Here is a 21,885-nt window from a genome sequence, read left to right as displayed (position 1 = left end):
GCCGGTCAGGCGATCACGGGCGCGGCAGCGACGCCTCGATCAGGGCCGCCTGCTCGGCCTCGTGCATCTTGGCCGAGCCGACCGCCGGGGCGGCCGCCGCCGGGCGGGAGATGCGGCGCAGCCGCACGCCCTCCAGGTGCTCCAGCAGGTTGAGCGCGACGAACGACCAGGCGCCCTGGTTCGCCGGCTCCTCCTGGACCCACGCGAAGTCCTCGGCGTTCGGGTACTGCGCCAGGATCGCCTTGAGCTCCTCGACGGGCAGCGGGTAGATCTGCTCCATCCGGATGATCGCGGTGTCGGCGATGCCCCGGTCGGCCCGCGCCTGCAGCAGGTCGTAGTAGACCTTGCCGGAGCAGAGCAGCACCCGCTTGACCGAGCCGGCGTCCAGCGGCTGGCCGTTGACCCCGGCGTCGCCCAGCACCGGCTGGAAGGTGCCCTGGGTGAAGTCGGCGACCGCGGAGACCGCCAGCTTGTGCCGCAGCAGCGACTTCGGCGAGAACACCACCAGCGGCTTGCGCTTGGTGGACAGCGCCTGGCGGCGCAGCAGGTGGAAGTAGTTCGCCGGGGTGGTCGGGTTCGCCACCCGCATGTTGTCCTGCGCGCAGAGCTGCAGGAACCGCTCCGGCCGGCCGGACGAGTGGTCCGGGCCCTGGCCCTCCATGCCGTGCGGGAGCAGCAGCACCAGCGACGACTGCTGGCCCCACTTCACCTCGCCGGAGGAGAGGAACTCGTCGACGATCGACTGGGCGCCGTTGACGAAGTCGCCGAACTGGGCCTCCCAGAGGACCAGCGCGTCCGGGTTCTCCACCGAGTAGCCGTACTCGAAGCCCATCGCGGCGTACTCCGACAGCAGCGAGTCGTGCACGAAGAACCGCGCGGTGCCGGTGGCCAGCGAGGCGATCGGCAGGAAGTCCTTGCCGGTCTTCGAGTCCACGATCGCGGCGTGCCGCGAGGTGAACGTGCCGCGCCGCGAGTCCTGGCCGGCCAGGCGGACGGTCACACCCTGGGCGAGCAGCGAGCCGAACGCGATCAGTTCGCCGAAGCCCCAGTCGATGCCGCCGTCGGTGGACATCTTGGCGCGGCGGTCGAGCAGCTGCTGGACCCGCTTGTGCGGGGTGAAGCCCTCGGGCAGCTCGATGTGCGCCTGGCCGACGGCCCGGACCACGTCCGGCTCCACCGCGGTGGTCACCTCGGGCTCCGGGGCCTCCGCGATGATGTGCGGCCGCGGCGGGGTGCCGGCCGCGTCCCGGGTGGCCTTGAAGACCTCCTCCAGCCGGGACTGGTAGTCGCGCAGCTGCTCCTCGGCGTCCTGCACGGTGATGTCGCCGCGGCCGATGAGCTCCTCGGTGTAGAGCTTGCGGACGCTGCGCTTGGTGTCGATGATCTGGTACATCCGCGGGTTGGTCATCGACGGGTCGTCACCCTCGTTGTGACCGCGCCGGCGGTAGCAGATCATGTCGATCACGACGTCCTTGTTGAACGCCTGGCGGTACTCGAAGGCCAGCCTGGCCACCCGGACCACGGCCTCCGGGTCGTCGCCGTTCACGTGGAAGATCGGGGCCTGGATCATCCGCGCCACGTCGGTCGAGTACATCGACGAGCGGCTGTACTCCGGCGCGGTGGTGAAGCCGACCTGGTTGTTGACGATCACATGCACCGTGCCGCCGGTGCGGTACCCGCGCAGCTGCGAGAGGTTCAGCGTCTCGGCGACCACGCCCTGGCCGGCGAACGCGGCGTCGCCGTGCACCAGCAACGGGAGCACGGTGTACCCGTGCAGGCCCAGGTCCAGGCGGTCCTGCTTGGCCCGGACGATGCCCTCCAGGACCGGGTCGACGGCCTCCAGGTGGGACGGGTTGGCGACCACGCTGACCGTGGTCGAGTGCGCGCCGTCCGGCGTGGTGTACTTGCCGGTCTGGCCGAGGTGGTACTTGACGTCACCGGAGCCGTGCGCCGACTTCGGGTCCATCCAGCCCTCGAACTCGTTGAACAGCTTCTCGTACGGCTTGCCGACGATGTTGGTGAGCACGTTCAGCCGGCCCCGGTGGGCCATGCCGATCACCATCTCGTCGAGCCCCGCCTCGGCGGACGCCTGCAGCACCGCGTCCAGCAGCGGGATCAGCGACTCGCCGCCCTCCAGCGAGAACCGCTTCTGCCCGACGTACTTGGTCTGCAGGAACGTCTCGAACGCCTCGGCCCGGTTCAGCCGGTGCAGGATGTGCTTCTGCTCCTCGGCGTCCGGCTTGGTGTACTTGACCTCGATGCGCTCCTGGATCCAGCGGCGCTCCTCCGGGTCCTGAATGTGCATGTACTCGATGCCGACCCGGCGGCAGTAGCTGTCCCGCAGCACGCCGAGCACGTCGCGCAGCTTCATCTTCTGCTTGCCGGCGAAACCGCCGACCGGGAACGACCGGTCCAGGTCCCACAGCGTCAGGCCGTGCTGGAGGACGTCCAGGTCGGGGTGCTTGCGGATGGTGAACTCGAGCGGGTCGGTGTCGGCCATCAGATGGCCGCGCACCCGGTACGCGTGGATCAGCTCGACCACCCGCGCGGCCTTGTCGATCTGGCCCTCGGAGGTCCGGGCCACGTCACGCACCCAGCGGACCGGCTCGTACGGGATCCGCAGCGACGTGAAGATCTCGTCGTAGAACTCGTGCGTGCCGAGCAGCAGCTCGTGCATCACCTTGAGGAACTCGCCGGACTGCGCGCCCTGGATGACCCGGTGGTCGTAGGTGCTGGTCAGCGTGGTGACCTTGCTGACGCCGAGCTCGGTCAGCATCTCGTCGCTCATGCCGGCGTAGGGCGCCGGGTACTCCATCGCGCCGACGCCGATGATCGCGCTCTGCCCGTTCATCAGGCGCGGGATGGAGTGCACCGTGCCGATGCCGCCGGGGTTGGTCAGCGAGATCGTCGTGCCGGCGTAGTCCTCCATGGTCAGCTCGTTGCGGCGGGCGCGCCGGACCACGTCCTCGTACGCCTGCCAGAACTGCCGGAAGTCCATCTGCTCGCAGTTCTTGATGGAGGGCACCACCAGGGTGCGCGACCCGTCCTTCTTGGCCAGGTCGATCGCGATACCGAGGTTGATGTGCTCCGGCTGCACCAGGGTCGGCTTGCCGTCGACCTCGGCGTAGGTGTTGTTCATCTCCGGGTGCGCGATGACCGCCCGGACCAGCGCCCAGCCGATCAGGTGGGTGAAGCTGACCTTGCCGCCCCGGCCCCGGGAGAGGTGGTTGTTGATGACGATCCGGTTGTCGACCATCAGCTTCGCCGGGACCGCCCGCACCGATGTGGCGGTGGGCACCTGCAGCGAGGCCTCCATGTTCTGCACGATCTTGCCGGCGACGCCGCGCAGGACCGTGGTCCTGGCGCCGGTCGGGGCGGCGCCGTCGACGGCCGCGGGCTTGGGCGCGGCCTTGGCCGCCGGGGTCTTGGCCGGCTGCGGCTTCGCGGCGGGTGTGGGCGGCGTCACCGGCTTGGGCGGCGCGACGGAGGCCGCGGCGGGGGCGTCGGTGCCGGCCTTGGCGGCGGACTTGGTGGCGTTCGCCGCGGTCGCCTCGTCCGGCGTCGCGATCGAGCCCGACGCCGTCGCCGGTTTGTAGTCCGCGAAGAAATCGTGCCAAGCAGGGTCGACGCTGGTCGGATCGGCCAGGTATCGCTGATACATCTCGTCGACGATCCACTCGTTGGGACCAAAGTCCGCGAGTGGATTGTCCTGCGAAGTCTGCTGCGTCGACACTGCCGCGTTCGCCTCTTTCACCGTGTTTGTCATCACGTGACGACTCCGTCACGTCCGACGGGCTGGGATCCGGAGTCCAGGCTACGCCGTGCGCGAGCGTGCTCCGTCCGGACGTCGGGTCTGTGACGAACCACCGCGTGCCGATCCGGCCCCGGCCACCGGTCCCGCGGCGGCCGGGACGATGGTCCGGGCGGCCCCGGGCGATCAGCCCGTCCGGATCCAGGTGGCGCGGGCCACCGCCAGGCGGCGGCCGTCCGGGCCGTACGCCGTGGAGTCCACCAGCGCTTTACGACCGTGCACCTCGGACACCGCGCCGGTGATCACACACCGCGCCCCCGGGTCCGGGAGCCGGTCGACGGCCACCGCGATGCGCCCCAGCAGATAGGTGTGCCCCGGCCGGATGGCGGTCCAGCCGCCGGGGCAGTCCAGCGCCGCCCACAGCAGCGGCAGGCGGACCTCGTCCGGCACGGTCCACGGCGCGGCGGTCCGGCCGTCCGGCAGCGGGCCCGGGAAGATCCGCAGACCGTCGCCCTCGGCCCGTTCCGGCCCGCAGACGAAGCAGGTGGGGAAGGGGTGCCCGGTGAAGCCCGGGTAGTCGCGCGCGGCGGCGACCGCGGTGTCCCAGCCGACCGCGGCGACGCCCGGGCCGGCGTCCGGGACCCCGACGATCTCCGCGATCAGCTCGTCACCGGCGTACACCGCGGTGTCGCGGAGGTCGAGGTCCACCTCCAGCGGCGGCGGACGCCGGAGCGTGACCTGGTACGCGGCGCCGCCGGGCGCCGCGCCGGCGGCCGCCGCGAAGACCCCCGCGCACCACCCGCCGTTGCCGGAGCCGGGCGGACCGTTGAAGCGAGCCGGAATGCGCATCCCACGACCCTCGCACAAGCCGTTCACCCAGCGGTCACACATCGCCACCTGGCGCGACACGCCATCGGCAGCTGTCGCGCTTACACAGGTCACATGGCAGTTCTGATGACCGCTGCTGCAACCACCGGGACCAGCGGCTACACGCTTCTCATCGCGGACGACGCCGCGCAGGTGGCGGCCGCGCAGCGACTGCGCCACGACGTCTTCGCCGGCGAGCTCGGAGCGACCCTCCCGGCCACGGCCGAGGGCCTGGACGCCGACGAGTTCGACGCCTACTGCGACCACCTCATCGTGCGCGACGACGCGACCGGTGACGTGGTCGGCACCTACCGGATGCTCCCGCCGCGCGCCGCCGAACTGGCCGGCCGGCGGTACGCCGACACCGAGTTCGACCTGAGCGCCCTGCGCCCGCTGCGCGACCAGCTGGTGGAGATCGGCCGCTCCTGCGTGCACCCGGACCACCGCTCCGGCGCCGTGGTCAACCTGATGTGGGCCGGCATCGCCCGCTACCTGCATCTGAACAACCTGCGCTGGCTGGGCGGCTGCGCCTCGGTGCCGCTGGCCGACGGCGGGGTCACCGCGGCCGGTGTCCGGGCGCGGATCAACGCCGGTCACCTGGCCCCGCCGGCGCTGCGGGTCCGCCCGCGCACCCCGTGGACCCCGCCGGCCGGCCTGGTCGCCGACCCGAAGGTGGCGGTGCCCCCGCTGCTGCGGGGCTACCTGCGGCTGGGCAGCTGGGTGTGCGGCGAGCCGGCCTTCGACCCGGCCTTCGCCTGCGCCGACTTCTACGTGCTGTTCTCGATGGACCGCCTGGACCCGCGGTACCGGCGGCACTTCCTGGGCGCGACCCGGTGAGCGCCGCCGTCACCCCGCTGTGGCAGCCCGCCTCGGCCTGCGGGGACCGCTGCCGGCCGGGCGACGCGCGGCACGCCCCGGCGGGGACCGTGGGGTTGCGGCTGGCCGGGCTGATCGTCGTACTGGCGATCGGTCTGCCGCTGGCGGTGCTGCTGCGCGGCGCCGCGGCGCGGACCCTGGCCCGCGCCCTGCTCGCGGTGCTCGGGGTGCGGGTGGCGCACCGCGGCCCGGCGCCCCGCGCGGGCAGCCTGCTGGTGGCCAACCACGTCTCGTGGCTGGACGTCCTGGCGCTGCTGGCGATCTCGCCGGTGCACCTGGTGGCCAAGCACGACGTGCGGGCCTGGCCCGCGGTGGGCGCCGCGGCCCGCCGCAGCGGCACGATCTTCATCGATCGCGGCCGGCCCCGGACGCTGCCCGCGACGGTCGGCGAGGTGGCCGCCGCGCTGCGGGCCGGGCGGTCGGTCGCGGTCTTCCCGGAGGGCACCACCTACTGCGGCGCCGAGCACGGGGCGTTCCGGCCCGCGCTGTTCCAGGCGGCGATCGACGCGGGCGCCCCGGTGGCGCCGGTCGCCATCCGGTACGACACCACGCAGGCGGCGTTCATCGGCGACGACACCCTGGCCGGCTCGCTGGTCCGGGTGGCGCGCACCCGCCGGACCACGATCACCGTGACCACCGCCCCGGCGCTGCGGCCGATGCCGGGCGCGGACCGGCGCGCGCTGGCCCGGGCGGCGCAGCGCAGCATGGCCGGGCACGGCTACCGGCTGGCCGCCTGACGCCGGGCGGCATGGCCGGGCACGGCTACCGGCTGGCCGCCTGACGCCGGACGCCGGGCGCGCCCGGGCTGCGCGACCCGGCGCGGATAGGCCGGGCGCGGCGCGGAGAGGCCGGGCGGCGCGGAGAGGCGCGGCGCGGCGCGGAGAGGCGCGGCGCGGCGCGGAGAGGCCGGGCGCGGCGCGGAGAGGCCGGGCGCGGCGCGCTCCGCGCGGACAGCGGATTCCGGGTACGTCTCACAGATTATTTTCAGCAAGCCCGCAGCAGAGGTGCAGGGGCTGGAGAAAGAATGGCCGCATGGCCGCTCAGACCCAGCCCAAGCAGAGTGAGGCGAAGCTTCTCGTCGTCGAGGACGACGCGAACATCCTCGAGTTGCTCTCCGCCAGTCTGCGCTTCGCCGGGTTCGACGTCACCACCGCGACCAGCGGCAGCGCCGCCGTCAGCGCGGCTCGCAGCGCGGCGCCCGACCTGGTCGTGCTCGACGTGATGCTCCCCGACCTCGACGGCTTCGAGGTGATCCGGCTGATGCGCGAGGGCGGGCAGCGCACCCCCGTGGTGTTCCTGACCGCCCGCGACGGCACCGACGACAAGATCCGCGGCCTCACCCTGGGCGGCGACGACTACGTCACCAAGCCGTTCAGCCTGGAGGAGCTCACCGCCCGGATCCGGGCCGTGCTGCGCCGCACCACGGCCGGCGAGGAGCAGCCGTCCCGGCTGGTCTTCGCCGATCTGGAGCTCGACGAGGAGACCCACGAGGTCTACCGGGCCGGCAGCCGGGTGCAGCTGTCGCCCACCGAGTTCAAGCTCCTGCGCTACCTCATGCTCAACGCCAACCGGGTGCTCTCCAAGGCGCAGATCCTGGACCACGTGTGGAAGTACGACTTCCGGGGGGACGACAACATCGTCGAGTCGTACATCTCCTATCTGCGGCGAAAGGTGGACAACGTGCAGCCGCGCCTGATCCACACCCTCCGCGGGGTGGGTTACGTGCTGCGCAAGCCAGCCGTCTAGGTCGACGCGATGTCACTCACCGAGCGGGTCCGGGTCTCCCTCCCGCAGCAGGCGAGCCTGCGCAAGATCTCGCTCCGCACCAAGTTGGTCGCCTCGGTGCTGGTGCTGGTGTTCGCCGCGCTGACCCTGATCAGCTCGGCCAGCACCATCGCGCTGCACACCTACATGGTGAACCGACTGGACGACCAGCTGCAGGTGGTCTACGACGACCTGGGCCAGCTGGCCGAGGTCGACTTCCGGGTCTACATGCCGATCGACTGGATGATCGCGTACACCTCGGTCAACGGGGTCGGCCCGCCGGTGCCCGGCAGCACCATGTCGGTGGCCGACCTGCCGCCGCTGGTGACCGGCACGGAAGCGGTCGGGAAGCATGTGAACCGGCCGTACACGGTGCGCTCGGTGAACGGCAAGTACATGTGGCGGGTGCTGGTCAAGTACACCCCCGGCGGCTCGGTGGTGCACGTCGGGCAGCGGATGACCGGCGTGGACGCGGTGATCGCCCGGCTGATCTGGGTGGACGTGCTGGTCGGCGTCGGGGTGCTGCTGGCCCTGGCGATCGTCGGCGCGGCGCTGGTCCGGCAGAGCCTGATCCCGCTGCTGCAGATCGAGCGGACCGCCGGGCGGATCGCCGCCGGCGACTACAGCCAGCGGGTGCCCGACCCGGAGGTGGACGGCGGCGAGCCGACCACCGAGCTGGGCCGGCTCTCCACCGCGCTGAACGCGATGCTGACCCAGATCGAGGCGGCCTTCCACGCCCGGGCCGCGTCCGAGCAGCGCGCCATGGAGGCGGCCGAGGCGGCCCAGATCTCCGAGGGCCGGGCGGTGCGCTCGGAGGAGAAGATGCGGCAGTTCGTCGCGGACGCCTCGCACGAGCTGCGCACCCCGCTGACCACCATCCGCGGCTTCGCCGAGCTGTACCGCCAGGGCGCGGTCTCCGACCCGGAGGCGGTGGCCCGGCTGGTCCGGCGGATCGAGGACGAGGCCGCCCGGATGGGCCTGCTCGTCGAGGACCTGCTGCTGCTCGCCCGGCTGGACCGGGAGCGGCCGCTGAACCTGGCGCCGGTGGAGCTGCCGGTGCTGGCCATGGACGCCGTGCAGGCGGCCCGGGCGACCGCGCCGGACCGGACCATCGAGCTGGACGTGCGCGACGAGCACGGGCGGCTGGTGGCGCACGGCGACGACGCCCGGCTGCGCCAGGTGATCGGCAACCTGATGACCAACGCGCTGGTGCACACCCCGGCCGAGGCGACCGTGACGCTGCGGGTCTACGCCTCCGGCGACGACCACGCGGTGCTGGAGGTGACCGACACCGGCCCCGGTCTGACCGCGGAACAGCAGGCGCACGTCTTCGAGCGGTTCTACCGTGTGGACGGTGCGCGGACCAGGAACACCGACCGCGAGGCCACCGGGACCGGCCTCGGGCTGGCCATCGTGGCCGCCATCGTACGGTCCCACAACGGCACCGTCGACGTGCTGAGCGAGCCCGGTCAGGGCGCCACGTTCCGCGTCACCCTGCCAACCATGAATGTGGATAAAGCGTTCACAGAAAACATCCAGGACTAGCACAGTTCGGTACGAGTCGCACGGGGCAGAGTAACCACTATGAACGAGAACGAGACCAACCCGCGGCCCGCGGACGCCGGCGCTGAGCACAGCAGCACGGAGCGGGTGGAGTCTGAGCAGCCGACCGCCGCGCAGCCGCCGGTTGCCCCGCAGTCCATCGCTCATCAGTCCGCGGCCCCCTCCTCGGGCGCGCACCCCACGCAGCCGCTGCACGGCGGACAGCCCTCCGCGCCGCACGGGCCCAATCCGTGGGCCCAGCCCGGCGTCCCGCCCTCGGCCCAGCCGGCCGCGCCGCAGCCCCCGCACGCGCCCCCGTCGCCGTGGCAGCAGCAGACGCCGGTCTCGGTGGCGCCCGCCTCCGGTCAGCCGCACGGCGGGGGCTACCCGGGTTACGGCCAGCAGCCCGCCTACGGGCCGTACGCCCCGCCCGGCTACCAGGCCACCGCCGCCTGGCCGCACAGCGCGCCCCCGGCCGAGGGTGGCGGCACCAACCCGCCCCCGCCGATCTGGGCCACGCCGGTCGGGTCCGAGCCGTCCCGTCCCGGCCGTAGCCGCAAGATCGTGATGGCCGGCGCGGCGGCCGTGCTTATCGCGCTCCTCTCGGGCGGGGTCGGCGCCGCCACCGCACTGGCGCTGCACGACGACGCCGCGCCCACCACGGTCAAGGCCGGCAACTCGTCGGTCACCCGCGTGGTGGACCGCTCGTCGCTGGCGCAGATCGCCGCCGCGGTGCAGGACAGCGTCGTCTCGATCACCACGGGCCCCGGGGAGGGCTCCGGCGTGGTGCTGACCGCCGACGGCTACATCGTCACGAACAACCACGTGGTGGCGAGCGCTTCCGGCACATCGGTGAACATCATCTTCGCGGACGGCAAGAAGGCCACCGCCACCATCGTGGGCACCGACCCGCGGACCGACCTGGCCGTGGTCAAGGCCTCCGGGATCGCCGACCTGAAACCGGCCACCTTCGGCGACAGCTCGCAGATGCAGGTCGGCGACACGGTGCTGGCGCTGGGCAGCCCGCTGGGCCTGGAGGGCTCGGTGACCGCCGGCATCATCAGCGCCAAGGACCGCAGCATCGAGTCCAGCAGCGAGGACGAGCAGCAGGGCCAGGACCCGTTCGGCCAGTCCCAGCAGCAGTCCGGCGGCCGCACGACGATGACCGGCCTGCTGCAGACCGACGCCCCGATCAACCCGGGCAACTCCGGCGGCGCGCTGGTCAACACCAACGGCGAGGTGATCGGCATCAACTCGGCGATCGCCACCTCCGGCTCCGGTTCCGGCAACATCGGCCTGGGCTTCGCCATCCCGAGCAACAAGGCGAAGAGCGTGGCCGAGGCCCTGATGTCCGGCAAGAAGGTGAGCCACCCGGCGCTCGGCGTCAGCGTGACCACCGCGGAGAACGGCGGCGCGCTGATCAGCCAGGTGGTGTCCAACAGCGCCGCGGCCAAGGCCGGGCTGCAGAAGGGCGACGTGATCACCAAGGTCGACGGCAAGGACATCGGTGAGTCCGACGACCTGGTGGCCGTGGTCCAGGCCGGTACCGTCGGCCAGAAGATGGACATCACCTTCACCCGCAACGGCGCCGAGAAGGCGGTCACCGTCACGCTTGCGGAGTCGCAGTAGACGTCGACTGCCGCCACCACGGCGGGTGACGCGGCCAGGGGGTGGGCGCGTCACCCGCCGTATTCCTATCTATGCCGCGATTGAGGACTTTTCCCGAACAACAGCAAGTTTTCGACGTGGGGGACTCGCGTTCGGCCAGGCGACCGCCTAATCTCCTTTCGCCATCGGCGGAGCCTCGCCGTCGGCTCGGTTTCGCTTCGGCGGAGTGAGAGGCCCAGCGAGTTGACGTACGTCGAGAACCGGACCAATGTCTGGGAAGTCCTGGCCGGCCGGGCCCCGCAGGATCCGTCCGGGCCCGCCGACTCCGGTCTCTGGCACGCCGTCGCCGACCGCCTCAACCCCGGCCGCGCCCGCCCCGAGCTGCGCGGCGGCATCGAGGTCCGGCACCGCACCACGGTCCGTGGCGGCCGGTACGTGATGCTCCGCTCGCCCGAGGACGGCGGCCGCAGCTGCTACCTGCGGCTCACCCCGGAGGAGTACCAGCTCGCCCTGATGATGGACGGTGGCAGCACGGTGGCCCGGCTGGTCGCCGAGTTCGCCCGGATCGCCGGCCGCCTCGCCCCGGACCAGGTCCGCCGGGTGGTCGCCGACCTGGCCGGCAACCGGATGCTGGAGGAACTGCCGGCCGACGCGTTCCGCCCGCTGCGCGAGACGGAGCCGCTGCCGCAACGGGTCGGTGGCTCGCTGCTGGCCGCCGCGCGCGGCCGCCGGATGCTCACGGTGAACGTCGACGGCGCGCTCACCGGCCTCTACAACAGCGTGGGCCGGCTGCTGTTCACCCGGCCCGCGGTCTGGCTGGGCATCCTGCTCGCGCTGGCCGGCGGGGTGCTGTTCGTGACCACCTGGCAGCGCGGCGGGCACGCGCTGTTCCTGACCGCCGACTCGTATCTGCTCGGTGCGATCAGCCTGCTGCTGCTCAACCTGCTCGCCCTCGGCCTGCACGAGCTGGGGCACGCGCTCGCCGCCAAACGGGTCGGCCGCGAGGTGCCGGCCGCCGGGCTGATGCTGCACTTCGGGCTGCCCACCGTCGTCGTCGACACCAGTGACGTGTGGATGGCCGGCCGGCGCGCCCGGATCGCGGTCACCGCGGCCGGTCCGGTCACCGGGCTGGCGCTGGCCGGGCTGGCGCAGCTGATCGGGCTGGCCGTCCCGGCGGCCGGCGGCCTCGCGTTCAAGCTGGCGTTCCTGCTCTACCTGCACACGTTCTTCAATCTCAGCCCGCTGCTGCCGCTGGACGGGCAGTACCTGCTGATGGACTGGCTGGAGATCCCCGACCTGCGCTCGCGGGCGCTGGCCTGGCTGGGCGGCCGGCTGCGCCGGCGCGGTACGCGCTGGTCGGCGCTGGACCGCGAGGGCCGGCTGATCGCGCTGTACGGCCTGCTCGCCGTCTTCTGGCTGGCCACCGCCGTCGCGCTGGGCCTTCGCCTGTGGACCGACCGGGTGCACGGTCTCGTCCTCGGCCTGTGGTACGAGGGCGTCGCCGCCCGTCTGCTGCTCGCCGTGATGCTGCTCGGGCTGACCGCTCCGCCGCTCTACTTCCTGCTCGGTCGGATCGGCCGGGGCTGGCGCCGGTGGCGGCAGCGCGCCGCCGAGCGTGACCAGGAGGCCGACATGCCCCGCCGGCTGGCCGCGCTGCATGCCTGTGACCTGGGCGGCCTGCCGGAGCCGGCGCTGCAGTCGCTGGCCGCCCGGGCCCGCTGGGAGCGCCCGCCGACCGGCCGCCAGCTGGTCCTGGCCGGAACGGATCAGCCCGCGGTGCTGGTGGTGGTCGAGGGCGCCCTGCACGGCCGCCGTCCCGGCGACCCGGGCGGCACCATCCGCCACCACGCCGGCCCGGGCAGCGTGGTCGGCCTGGCCGCCGCGCTCACCGGCCGCGGCGCCGCCCTGGACTGGCACGCCGCCGCCGGCGCGACCCTGCTGGCCGTGCCCACCTCGACGGTGGCCACCGTGGTCGGCCCGCTGCCCGGTCCGCCCCCGGCGGAGCGGGCCGAGGCCGAGGCGTTGTTCGCCGACACCCCGGCGCTGGCCGGCCTGGAGGAGGACCAGCAGCTCGCGCTGATCGCCGCGGCGCACCCGGTGGACCTGGAGCCGGGCGCCCCGGTGGTCCTGCACGGGCCGACCCACGCGGTCGTGGTGGAGTCCGGTGTGATCGCCATGCCGGACGGCATCGAGCTGCGGCGCGGCACCCTGGTCGGCCCGGTCGGCGACGGCACCCCGGGCATGGTGGCGCAGACCCGTACCCCGGTCCGGCTGTGGATCATCCCGGACGCGTCCGACCTGCCGCCGCTGATCGGTCTGCCGGCCCGTCCCGGCGCGCCGATGCCGAGCCTGCGGCCCGGCGCTCCGCTCGCGGTGCGGCCCGGCGCGGCGCACCCGCCGCTGGCGGTGCCGCCCGGCCCGCCGCCGGAGCGCAGCGACGAGTTCGACGTGGACCGGCACTTCGAGAAACGGATGTGGGCGTTCGCCGGGGTGCTGCTGGTCCTGGCGCTCGGCGCGGGGGCCCTGGGCCTCGGCGCCGGCCCGGCGTGGGCCGAGATGCCGGCCGAGCGGGCGCTGCTGACCGTGGACCGGGGGCAGGCCATCGCGCACGACGGCGGCGACCGGTGGACGGTGCGCGCCGGGCAGCGGCGCTACCTGGGCGCCGGCGCCCAGCTGGAGACGACCGGCACGGGCCGGGCCCGGCTGACCTTCCCGGGCGGCGGCGCGGTGCTGCTGTGCCCGGGGGCGCGGGTCACCCTGAACTCGGCGTCGGTCACGAGCGGGCGGCAGGCCGCCCCGTCCGGCCGGCTGACCCTGGACAACGGGCGGCTGCTGGCCGGCACGGCCGGCACGAGCGCGGCGTACCGGCCGTTGGAGCTGACCGTGGCGCGGGCCCAGGGCGACGTGACCAACCGGGGCAGTGCCTGGTACGCGGTGGATGCCGCCGCGGTGACCGTGGCCAACGGCTCGGTCTCCGCCGGTGGCGTCGACGGCGCCCCCGTCGGCGGCGACCTGACCTGCGGCGACGGGGTCACGGTGCCGCAACCGGCGGCCACCGAGGGGGACCAGCCGACCGAGCAGCCGTTCCCCACCGAGGAGCCCACGACGCCGGCCCCCACCGGCACGCCCAGCGTGAGCGCCGGCCCGAGCAGCGCCGCGCCCAGCGACAGCCCGGACCCGACCGAGCCGGCCGCCACGCGGACGCCGACCCGGATCACGACGCCGGACGACGGCCCGACGACGGTGACCACCCGCCCGACCACGAAACCGACGAAGACCAGGACGACCAGCAAGCCGGCCGGGACCACGCCGGCCCCGACGTCCACGACGACGACTCCGCCGGCGGAGACCACCCCGCCGACGACCGCGCCGACCACCACACCGGCCGGGGGCGAGGAGGGCACGCCGGGTTCGAGCTGACCACCGCAAGGGCCGCGGTGCCGGTGCGGGACGCCGTACAGTGCGGCGCCCGTCGTCCGCGGCCGCTCGCGGTGCCCGAAGGCGGGGCCGCCGGCCTAGGAATTGACGTACGGCGTGACCGCGCTGCGCAGCGCCGCCCGCAGCACCGATTTCGGCCGCGCCCCGACGACCGACGAGGTGACCACCCCGTCGCGGAAGAACAGCAGCGTCGGCATCGCGAGCACGCGGTGGTTCCGGGTGGTGACCGGGTTCTCGTCCGCGTCCAGCGTGCCGATCAGCAGCTGCCCGCGAAACTCGCCGGCCAGTTCGCCGAGGACCCGGGTCATCGGGCCGCAGGGCGGGCACCACGTGGCCCAGAAGTCCACCACGACCGGTTGCCGGGCACGCAGCACCAGCTCGTCGAACGTGGCGTCGGTGATCGTGATCAGGGTGTCGTCCGGCATCGTGTCTCCCGGTGCTCGATGGCGTGGGTGAGCTGGTCGTGCAGCCGTCGCCGGACGTCGGTGAGCTGGCCGAGGTAGTCGTCCACCTCGGCGATCTTGCGGCGGAGCACCGCGACCGAGTCCGGACACACGTGACCGGCGCTGTTGCCGGCCCGCAGGCAGGCGACGAAGGGCCGGATGTCGTCCAGGCCGAAGCCGGACGCCAGCAGCGTGCGGATCTCGTGCACCACGCGCAGCTCGGCGTCGTCGTACTGGCGGTAGCCGTTGGCGTCCCGGCCGGCCCGCACCAGGCCGTGCGCCTCGTAGTAGCGCAGTGTGCGCGGGCTGGTTCCGGCTCGCTCGGCGAGCTCCCCGATCAGCATCCGATCCTCCCTCGTACGCCGCCGACGCTACGGCTTGACACCGGCGTCAAGGCAAGCACGTGGAACGATGGAAGCATGATCGGCGGTCCGGTGGCGTTCGTGCTCGGTGGCGGTGGTGTGCTGGGCGCGGTCGAGGTGGGCATGCTGCGCGCGCTGTTCCGGGCCGGCTTCCGGCCGGACGTGGTGGTCGGCACGTCGATCGGGGCGGTCAACGGCGCGCTGGTCGCCGCCGAGCCCGGTGAGGCGGTCACCGACCGGCTGGTCCGGCTCTGGGCGTCGCCCGAGGCGGCAGCGGTCTACGGCGACTCGATCGGCCGTCAGCTGCGCCGCTTCGCCGCGCGCACCCACCTGCACTCACCGCTGCCGCTGCGCCGGCTGCTGGCGGGCGAGCTGGGCGGGAACGCCACCTTCGCCGACCTGAAGGTGCCGTTCCACTGCTGCGCGGCCAGCATCGAGCGGGCCGCCGAGCACTGGTTCGACAGCGGGCCGCTGGTCGACGCGGTGCTCGCCTCGTCGGCGGTGCCCGGGCTGCTGCCGCCGATGGCGATCGACGGGGAGCACTATGTGGACGGTGGGATCGTAAACTCGATCCCGATCAGTGAAGCGGTCCGGCTCGGCGCGCGGCTCATCTTCGTGCTCCAGGTCGGCCGGGTGGAACGGCAGCTCAGCGTGCCCAGACGGCCGTGGGAGGTGGCACAGGTGGCGTTCGAGATCGCCCGGCGGCACCGGTTCGCCCGGGAGATGGCGTCGCTGCCCGCGGGCGTACGCGTGCATGTCCTGCCCAGCGGCGGCGGGGAGAGCCGCGACGACTCGCCGTGGGCCTACCGGGACATGGCCCGGGTCGGCCGCCGGATCAGCCGGGCCTACACCGCCTCGCGCCGCTACCTGGCGGCGAACGTGCACCCGCTGCCGGAGCCGGGCGACCGTTGATGGACGTGCCGCCGGGTCTGCCGCAGCCGTGGATCCGCCGCCTGCTGATCGCCCCCGCCGTCGTGCTGCTCGCCGCGGCCCTGCTGACCACGTTGCCGATCTGGCTGCTTCTCGCGCTCGCGGTGTCACCGCTGGTGCCCGGCCGGCTGCGGGTGCCCCGGCTGGTGTTCCTGCTCATCGTCTACGTGGTCTGGGACGCCGCGGCGCTGATCGTGCTGGCCGTGCTGTGGGTGGCGGCCGGCTTCGGCCGGTGGATCCGCACCCCGGCGTTCCAGCGGGCGCACTACCTGGTGACCGGCTGGTTCCTGCGGACGCTGTTCTGGTTCGCCCGCTGGTCGCTGCACCTGGCGATCGACGTGGTCGGCACCGACCCGGACACCGCGCAGCCGGGCCGGCCGGAGATCGTGGTGAGCCGGCACGCCGGTCCGGGCGACTCGTTCACCCTGATCCACGCGCTGGTCAACTGGTTCGCCCGGGAGCCGCGGATCGTGCTGAAGGCCGCGCTGCAGTGGGACCCGGCGGTGGACGTGCTGCTCAACCGGCTGCCCAACCGCTTCATCTCGCCCGGGCACACCGGCACCGCGACGCTGGAGCAACAGATCGGCCAACTGGCCACCGGGCTGGACGACAACGACGCCTTCGTGATCTTCCCGGAGGGCGGTAACTTCACCCCGCGGCGCAAGCTCAGGGCGATCGCCCGGTTGCGGGCCAGCGGGCTGGACGAGATGGCGACCCGGGCCGAGGCGCTGCGCAACCTGCTGCCGCCGAAACCGGGCGGCCTGCTCGCGGCGCTCGACGCCGCCCCGGACGCAGGGGTGATCTTCGTGGCGCACACCGGCCTGGACCGCATGATCACGGTCGGGGATCTGTGGCGCGAGCTGCCGATGGACAAACGCCTGGTGATGCGGTTCTGGAGCGTGCCGCCGGAGGAGGTGCCGGCCGGCGAACAGGAGCGGATCGACTGGCTGTACGCCTGGTGGGCCCGGATCGACAGCTGGATCGAGGAGAACCGGCCGGCGCCACGGCCACTGTGGATCGACCGTGGCGCCGGCTGAGGTCACTTGCCGCCGAGCGCCTGGTAGACGCTGTCCGGCGCCTCGGTGACCTGGCCGCTCGGCGGCTGCTGCGCGGTCACCGCCTGGCCGTAGTCGCTGTACTTGACCACCAGCGGCTGGGCCGGGCGGTTGTCGGCCGCGGGCAGTTTCAGGGTCAGCGTGTCCAACCGGCCCGCCCGGTCCACGGTGGCCTCGAACGGCACCCGCTGCGCGTCCGCGCCGTACCCGTCCACGGTGACCCGGTTGATCCCGGCCACCCCGGCGGCCCTGGTCAGGTCCAGCGTCCCGGCGTAGGCCCCCGCCCCGGCGGCCTGCGCGTCGGTGGTGGCGCTCAGCAGCTGCGCGGTGTTCGCCGGGTCGATCTGGCCGGGCCGCAGACCGATGCTCGCGCCGTCCGGCAGCCGCGCCATGTCCAGGTGCGTCCAGGTGCCGGCCGGGGTGATACCGGGAATCTGGGCATAAATGTCCTGGCCGGACAGCAGCGTCTTGACGGTGAGCGCGGCGTTGGCGCCCTTGGCGGTCATCTCCGCGTTGCCGGTGCCCCGCGGCGCGTCGATGTTCGCGGTCAGCTGGAAGGCGGAGCCGCTGGTCATCGTCATCTTGAAGCTGGTGTTCCCGAGCTGTGCGGCGGCGTCCGAGAGCGCCTTGACCGCCACCGGGTCGGCGCTGGACGAGGGCGCCGCCGAAACCGGCGGGACGCTCGACGCCGGGGTCGTGGGCGTGCTGTCGGCGGTGCAGCCGGTCAGAAACGCGGCCGCAGCCGCCGCGACGCCGAGCCCGGCCAGCCGTGGTCTGCGCATGACTGTCCTTCCTCCTGGTTCCATGCCCGTCGATAGGCGCAGTGCCCGATCGGAGGAATCGGCAAACGGACACCCCGGGCAAAGCGTGGCGTGACGTCCGCCCGGTTGGCCGCGCAGATCATGGGCCGGGCATGATGAGGCGGAGGTAATCCGTACTCGCTCAGACAGGGGGAGGACTCGTGAGATTCGAGGTCAGCAAGGTCCTCGACGCCATCGAGGCCCGGCTCACCACCGACCCGGCGCTGGCGCGGGCCGTGGTCGATCTGTCGGAGGTGGTGCGCTACGCCGACCTCGACGGCGGCCGGCCGGCGAGCCTGGTCCGCCTCGGCCTGCTGGTCGACGCCCTCGGCCGGTACGTCGCCGAGGAGAACGTCCCGGTCTACGTGATCGCCCCGCGCGGTCTCCTCTCCGACACCGATCTCACCTCGAACGAGCGCATGGTGGTGCGCCGCTGGGCCGACGACGGCAAGGTCGAGGTGGTGCCGCAGCTCGACGACCGGGTGCTGGAGGTGGCCGAGATGCTCGGCCTGCCGGTGCTCACCCGGGACCGGGAGGACCGCTTCCGGGCCAGCCGCCCGTGGGTGGCCGAGCCCGGGCGGCTGCTCGCGCTGGTGTCGCAGCAGGGCGGCCCGGGGCTGGTGGCCCGGGTGGGCCGGGGTGAGGCGGTCCCGCCGGCGCCGCGGTCGCCGCTGGGCGAGCGGCTGCTCTCCCGGGTCTGGCGCTGCCCGGACTTCAACTGCACCACCTTCGGCAGCGGGGGCGACTCGGACAGCCCGTTCGCCGACATGCGTACCTTCACCAGCCCGGTGGCGCAGCCGCCGCCGGCCCTGCGGGCCGGCGTGCCGACCTGCCCGCGGCACGGCGAGCGGCTCAGGGACGCCGGTCCGCGCCCGGCCACCGAGGTCTTCTCGGTACGCATCGACGGCGTGATCCGGCAGCGGTTCACCGTCTCGGAGGATCAGCCGGTGGTCGTCGGCCGGGCGCCGGAGGGTGGCGGCGGGGTCATGCTGGGCCAGTGGCTCACCCAGGACGCCCGGAAGTGGATCAGCCGCGGGCACGTCCGGTTCGCGTTGCGCGCCGGCGAGGTCACCGCGAAGGACATCAGCACCAACGGCACGGGCGTACGCCCGGGCGGCTCGTTCGACGACGAGCAGCGGATCACCCTGCACCGGGACGAGAGCCGGGTGCTCGCCCCGGACGACATCGTGGAGCTGTACGCCGGCGTGCACGTGGGCCGGGCCAAGCTCTGGTCGAGCGGCGGCGTGGTGCAGCCGCAGTCGGTGATGGGCGAGGCACCCACCATGGCGATCCGCCCGGTCGGCCGCTGACGGCACGACGAAGGCGCCGCGGCCGACCCGTCGAGGGTCCGGCCGCGGCGCCTTCGTCGTCGTGCGGTCAGCCGGCCAGCACCGCGGCCAGCTGGGCGACCGCGTGGTCCAGGTCGGCCTCGGTGATCACCAGTGGCGGCGCGAGCCGGATCGTCGAGCCGTGCGTGTCCTTGGCCAGCACGCCGCGCTCGGCCAGCCGCTCACACGCCTGCCGCCCGGTCATCAGCGCCGGGTCGATGTCCACCCCGGCCCACAGCCCACGGCAGCGGACCGCGACCAGGCCCTTGCCGATCAGCGCCTCCAGTCCGGCCCGCAGCCGCTCGCCGAGCCGCGCCGACCGCTCCTGGAACTCGCCGGTCGCCAGCAGGTCGACGACCGCGCTGCCGACCGCGCAGGCCAGCGCGTTGCCACCGAACGTGGAGCCGTGCTCGCCCGGCTTCAGCACGCCCAGCACGTCCCGGTTCGCGGCGACCGCGGAGACCGGCACGATGCCGCCGCCGAGCGCCTTGCCCAGCACGTACATGTCCGGGACCACGCCGTCGTGCTCGATCGCGAAGGTCCGGCCGGTCCGGCCCAGACCGGACTGGATCTCGTCGGCCACCAGCAGCACGTTGTGCTCGGTGCACAGCTCCCGGGCGCGGGCGAGGTAGCCGGCCGGCGGGATCAGCACGCCGCCCTCGCCCTGGATCGGCTCGAGCAGCACGGCCACCGTGTTCGGCGTGATCGCGGCGGCCAGCGCCGCGGCGTCGCCGTAGGGCACCACCACGAAGCCGGGGGTGTACGGCCCGAAGTCGGCCCGGGCCTCCGGATCGGTGGAGAAGCTGACGATGGTGGTGGTCCGGCCGTGGAAGTTGCCGTCCGCCACGATGATCTCGGCCTGCCCGTCCGGTACGCCCTTGACCTGGTAACCCCACTTGCGGGACACCTTGATCGCGGTCTCCACCGCCTCGGCGCCGGTGTTCATCGGCAGCACCAGGTCCTTGCCGCACAGCTGCGCCAGCCCGCGGCAGAACGCGGCGAACTGGTCGTGCACGAACGCGCGACTGGTCAGGGTGAGCCGGTCCAGCTGGGCGTGCGCGGCGGCGATCAGCCCGGGGTGCCGGTGGCCGAAGTTCAGCGCCGAGTAACCGGCCAGCATGTCGAGGTAGCGGCGGCCGTCCACGTCGGTCACCCAGGCGCCCTCGGCCTCGGCGACGACGACCGGCAGCGGGTGGTAGTTGTGCGCGGTCCAGCGCTCCGCGTCGGCCAGCGCCTCCGGCGTCCGGAATTCCACCGTGGTCATGACAGTGCCTTCCTAGCCTTTCTTCCCTCTCCGGCAGCGCCGGCGAGATCGTCTGTCGGCGCCGGGAGGCGCCGCTCGGTGCGGTCGCTCACGGCTGTGCCTTCTTTGCCGTGCTCTCCTGGCCCTCGCCTGTCAGGTTGTCCGCGGGCGAGGGGAGGCGCCGCTCGGTGCGGTCGCTCACGGCCGGAGTTCGAGCGTGCAGCACTTCGGGCCGCCGCCGGCCTTGCGCAGCTCGGACACGTCGACCCCGATCGGGTGGTAGCCGGCCTGACGCAGCGCCTCGGTCAGGTTCCCGGCCTGCTCCGGCAGCACGACGTTGCGGCCGTCGCTGACCGCGTTGAGGCCGAGCACCGCGGCGTCCTCGGGCGTTGCGATGACGGCGTTCGGGAAGAGCTGCCGGAGGACGGCCTGCGAGCCCGGGGAGAACGCCGACGGCAGGTACGCGACGTTCGTCTCGTCCAGCACGCACAGGGCGGTGTCCAGGTGGTAGTACGCCGGGTCGACCAGCTGCAACGTGATCACCGGCCGGCGCAGGAACTCCTGGGTCTCGGCGTGCGACGCGTGCGAGGTGCGGAAGCCGGTCCCGGCCAGCAGCAGGTCACCGGCGAGCAGGATGTCGCCCTCGCCCTCGTTGGTGTGCTTGGGCAGCTCGACCTCGAACCCGTTGTCCTGGAACCAGGCGGCGTACGCCGGGGCCTCGTCGGCCCGCTCGGCATCGCGGAACTGCACGCCCAGCGCGCGGCCGTCGATGACCGTCCCGCCGTTGGCGGCGAAGACCATGTCCGGCAGTCCGGGCAGCGGGTCGATCAGGTCCACCGTGTGGCCCAGGTCCAGGAACACCCGGCGCAGGTTCTCCCATTGGCGGACGGCGAGCGCGTTGTCGTACGGCGCCGTGGGGTCCATCCACGGGTTGATCCGGTAGGTGACGGCGAAATGGGTGGGCCGGCACATCAGATAGCGGCGCTTGGCGGTCATGCAGCAAACGGTAGGGGCGGATGACCTTCGAACGCCCTGGTTCAACCATGCGTCCGGCGGCGGATCGTTGCGTGATCGGCCGACCGGGCAGCGAATCGTTGTGCACACGCCACACGGGCGCCGGGAGCGGCGTTCCCACGCCACCCCAGGCGCCCGTGCGGTCTCCGGCGAACCGCCGGAGCCGACCCGGCGAACCGCCGGGTGAATTCGGGGCGGGCCGACGACCGTGTCGTCCCGATTCCGAGAGGTGCACCGACCGCGCATCGCCGTCGGTACATGTCAGGTACCCGTCAGAAACGCTTGGCAAACTGTGTGTCGAGCCACTCGCGAAGATCCGATGCCGGGTGGGTGTCGGTGCCGAGCCAGCTCAGCTGGCCGGTCAGCGCGAGCACGCCGAGCGTGATCGCACCCAGCGCCACGACGATGCCGATCAGCGCGTCGGTCTTACCGGCCACGTGCTGCTTGCGGGTGGCGCTCAGCCCGGCGAGGGAGAGGAGCAGGCCAAGCCCGGCGACGCCGATCCCCCACCCGGCGAGCGGGCCGGAGAGCACCAGCGCGATCCCGGCCACCGCGGTGATCAGGCCGAGGGTGGCGAGCAGGCTGGCCCGCGGCCTGCGGTTGGCGACCGGCGCGGGGGCCGGGACGGCCGGGGCGGCCGGCCCGGTGGCGGCCGGCCCGGTGGCGGCCGGCCCGGTGACCGGGCGGCCGACCGTGATGGGCTTGCGCTGCGCCTCGGTCGGTGCGGTCACCGTGCTGGTCCGGGGGCGGTTAATGTCCTGCGCGGTGGCGTCGGAGTCCCGGCGGGGCCGCACCGGGACCCGGGCCGTCTCATCGGTATCGGTCGTCGCCGTACGCGAGAAGGTCGGCATCCTCACGTCAGCA

General features: G+C 73.3%; 17 protein-coding genes. 9 read left to right on the top strand and 8 right to left on the bottom strand.

What is annotated here, in order from left to right; all coding sequences use genetic code 11:
• Positions 1 to 13 precede the first annotated feature (13 nt).
• Positions 14 to 3,766, bottom strand: coding sequence for a multifunctional oxoglutarate decarboxylase/oxoglutarate dehydrogenase thiamine pyrophosphate-binding subunit/dihydrolipoyllysine-residue succinyltransferase subunit (locus ACTEI_RS32445; RefSeq protein ID WP_425321048.1), 3,753 nt, complete (start codon positions 3,764 to 3,766; stop codon positions 14 to 16).
• A gap of 171 nt (positions 3,767 to 3,937) precedes the next feature.
• Complete coding sequence (locus tag ACTEI_RS37525) at positions 3,938 to 4,600, bottom strand: hypothetical protein (RefSeq protein ID WP_164466203.1); 663 nt, start codon at positions 4,598 to 4,600, stop codon at positions 3,938 to 3,940.
• A 93-nt stretch (positions 4,601 to 4,693) separates the two neighbouring features.
• Here ACTEI_RS37525 and ACTEI_RS32440 point away from each other — a divergent pair, with 93 nt between their 5' ends.
• The 6 genes from ACTEI_RS32440 (at position 4,694) to ACTEI_RS32415 (ending at position 13,828) form a co-directional block, all read left to right on the top strand.
• Positions 4,694 to 5,455, top strand: a complete 762-nt coding sequence (locus tag ACTEI_RS32440) for a GNAT family N-acetyltransferase (protein WP_122981125.1) — start codon at positions 4,694 to 4,696, stop codon at positions 5,453 to 5,455.
• Positions 5,452 to 6,231 (top strand): lysophospholipid acyltransferase family protein, encoded by a 780-nt coding sequence (locus ACTEI_RS32435; protein ID WP_122981124.1) that lies wholly within the window; start codon positions 5,452 to 5,454, stop codon positions 6,229 to 6,231. The genes ACTEI_RS32440 and ACTEI_RS32435 overlap by 4 nt, the downstream gene beginning before the upstream one ends.
• Positions 6,232 to 6,526: 295 nt before the next feature.
• Positions 6,527 to 7,240 carry a response regulator transcription factor gene (locus ACTEI_RS32430; RefSeq protein ID WP_122981123.1) on the top strand — a complete coding sequence of 238 codons (714 nt, stop codon included), beginning with the start codon at positions 6,527 to 6,529 and terminating at the stop codon, positions 7,238 to 7,240.
• Between the two features lie 9 nt (positions 7,241 to 7,249).
• Positions 7,250 to 8,803: a sensor histidine kinase gene (locus ACTEI_RS32425; RefSeq protein ID WP_122981122.1), complete on the top strand. Its 1,554-nt coding sequence runs from the start codon at positions 7,250 to 7,252 to the stop codon at positions 8,801 to 8,803.
• Positions 8,804 to 8,842: 39 nt separating this feature from the next.
• Positions 8,843 to 10,429: a S1C family serine protease gene (locus ACTEI_RS32420; protein WP_122981121.1), complete on the top strand. Its 1,587-nt coding sequence runs from the start codon at positions 8,843 to 8,845 to the stop codon at positions 10,427 to 10,429.
• A 222-nt stretch (positions 10,430 to 10,651) separates the two neighbouring features.
• A complete protein-coding gene (locus ACTEI_RS32415) occupies positions 10,652 to 13,828 on the top strand; it encodes a cyclic nucleotide-binding protein (RefSeq protein ID WP_122981120.1) in 3,177 nt (1,058 codons plus the stop codon).
• Positions 13,829 to 13,923: 95 nt separating this feature from the next.
• Here the strand turns inward: ACTEI_RS32415 and ACTEI_RS32410 are convergent, their stop codons facing one another.
• Positions 13,924 to 14,271 carry a thioredoxin family protein gene (locus ACTEI_RS32410; protein ID WP_122981119.1) on the bottom strand — a complete coding sequence of 116 codons (348 nt, stop codon included), beginning with the start codon at positions 14,269 to 14,271 and terminating at the stop codon, positions 13,924 to 13,926.
• Complete coding sequence (locus ACTEI_RS32405; protein WP_122981118.1) at positions 14,253 to 14,633, bottom strand: MerR family transcriptional regulator; 381 nt, start codon at positions 14,631 to 14,633, stop codon at positions 14,253 to 14,255. Before ACTEI_RS32405 ends, ACTEI_RS32410 begins: the two co-directional genes overlap by 19 nt.
• Positions 14,634 to 14,708: 75 nt before the next feature.
• On the opposite strand from ACTEI_RS32405, the gene ACTEI_RS32400 reads away from it, so the two are divergent.
• Together ACTEI_RS32400 and ACTEI_RS32395 are read left to right on the top strand one after the other, a co-directional pair.
• Positions 14,709 to 15,563: a patatin-like phospholipase family protein gene (locus tag ACTEI_RS32400; protein WP_122981117.1), complete on the top strand. Its 855-nt coding sequence runs from the start codon at positions 14,709 to 14,711 to the stop codon at positions 15,561 to 15,563.
• On the top strand, positions 15,563 to 16,618 hold the full coding sequence (locus tag ACTEI_RS32395; RefSeq protein ID WP_122981116.1) for a 1-acyl-sn-glycerol-3-phosphate acyltransferase: 1,056 nt from the start codon (positions 15,563 to 15,565) through the stop codon (positions 16,616 to 16,618). Before ACTEI_RS32400 ends, ACTEI_RS32395 begins: the two co-directional genes overlap by 1 nt.
• Positions 16,619 to 16,620: 2 nt before the next feature.
• Here ACTEI_RS32395 and ACTEI_RS32390 read toward each other — a convergent pair whose 3' ends face one another.
• Positions 16,621 to 17,418, bottom strand: coding sequence for a hypothetical protein (locus ACTEI_RS32390; protein ID WP_122981115.1), 798 nt, complete (start codon positions 17,416 to 17,418; stop codon positions 16,621 to 16,623).
• A 179-nt stretch (positions 17,419 to 17,597) separates the two neighbouring features.
• On the opposite strand from ACTEI_RS32390, the gene ACTEI_RS32385 reads away from it, so the two are divergent.
• Positions 17,598 to 18,746, top strand: a complete 1,149-nt coding sequence (locus tag ACTEI_RS32385; protein ID WP_122981114.1) for an FHA domain-containing protein — start codon at positions 17,598 to 17,600, stop codon at positions 18,744 to 18,746.
• A gap of 67 nt (positions 18,747 to 18,813) precedes the next feature.
• Here the strand turns inward: ACTEI_RS32385 and rocD are convergent, their stop codons facing one another.
• The 3 genes from rocD to ACTEI_RS37930 form a co-directional block, all read right to left on the bottom strand.
• Positions 18,814 to 20,028: an ornithine--oxo-acid transaminase gene (gene rocD, locus ACTEI_RS32380; RefSeq protein ID WP_122981113.1), complete on the bottom strand. Its 1,215-nt coding sequence runs from the start codon at positions 20,026 to 20,028 to the stop codon at positions 18,814 to 18,816.
• Between the two features lie 177 nt (positions 20,029 to 20,205).
• Positions 20,206 to 21,003, bottom strand: coding sequence for a dimethylargininase (gene ddaH, locus ACTEI_RS32375; RefSeq protein WP_122981112.1), 798 nt, complete (start codon positions 21,001 to 21,003; stop codon positions 20,206 to 20,208).
• Positions 21,004 to 21,293: 290 nt separating this feature from the next.
• Positions 21,294 to 21,878, bottom strand: coding sequence for a hypothetical protein (locus tag ACTEI_RS37930; RefSeq protein ID WP_187645854.1), 585 nt, complete (start codon positions 21,876 to 21,878; stop codon positions 21,294 to 21,296).
• Between the last annotated feature and the right edge of the window lie 7 nt (positions 21,879 to 21,885).

Source organism: Actinoplanes teichomyceticus ATCC 31121 (assembly GCF_003711105.1).
In the GTDB taxonomy this organism is placed as follows: domain Bacteria; phylum Actinomycetota; class Actinomycetes; order Mycobacteriales; family Micromonosporaceae; genus Actinoplanes; species Actinoplanes teichomyceticus.
Note: the sequence above shows the minus strand (reverse complement) of the source record. Positions and strands in the feature narration are given on the sequence as shown.

Coding starts and splice junctions, on each gene's coding strand:
- ACTEI_RS32420 (WP_122981121.1), top strand. CDS start 8,843: ATGAACGAGAACGAGACCAACCCGCGGCCCGCGGACGCCGGCGCTGAG.
- ACTEI_RS32405 (WP_122981118.1), bottom strand. CDS start 14,633: ATGCTGATCGGGGAGCTCGCCGAGCGAGCCGGAACCAGCCCGCGCACA.
- ACTEI_RS37525 (WP_164466203.1), bottom strand. CDS start 4,600: ATGCGCATTCCGGCTCGCTTCAACGGTCCGCCCGGCTCCGGCAACGGC.
- ACTEI_RS32440 (WP_122981125.1), top strand. CDS start 4,694: ATGGCAGTTCTGATGACCGCTGCTGCAACCACCGGGACCAGCGGCTAC.
- rocD (WP_122981113.1), bottom strand. CDS start 20,028: ATGACCACGGTGGAATTCCGGACGCCGGAGGCGCTGGCCGACGCGGAG.
- ACTEI_RS32410 (WP_122981119.1), bottom strand. CDS start 14,271: ATGCCGGACGACACCCTGATCACGATCACCGACGCCACGTTCGACGAG.
- ACTEI_RS32390 (WP_122981115.1), bottom strand. CDS start 17,418: ATGCGCAGACCACGGCTGGCCGGGCTCGGCGTCGCGGCGGCTGCGGCC.
- ACTEI_RS32445 (WP_425321048.1), bottom strand. CDS start 3,766: ATGACAAACACGGTGAAAGAGGCGAACGCGGCAGTGTCGACGCAGCAG.
- ACTEI_RS32395 (WP_122981116.1), top strand. CDS start 15,563: ATGGACGTGCCGCCGGGTCTGCCGCAGCCGTGGATCCGCCGCCTGCTG.
- ACTEI_RS32425 (WP_122981122.1), top strand. CDS start 7,250: ATGTCACTCACCGAGCGGGTCCGGGTCTCCCTCCCGCAGCAGGCGAGC.
- ACTEI_RS32430 (WP_122981123.1), top strand. CDS start 6,527: ATGGCCGCTCAGACCCAGCCCAAGCAGAGTGAGGCGAAGCTTCTCGTC.
- ddaH (WP_122981112.1), bottom strand. CDS start 21,003: ATGACCGCCAAGCGCCGCTATCTGATGTGCCGGCCCACCCATTTCGCC.
- ACTEI_RS32400 (WP_122981117.1), top strand. CDS start 14,709: ATGATCGGCGGTCCGGTGGCGTTCGTGCTCGGTGGCGGTGGTGTGCTG.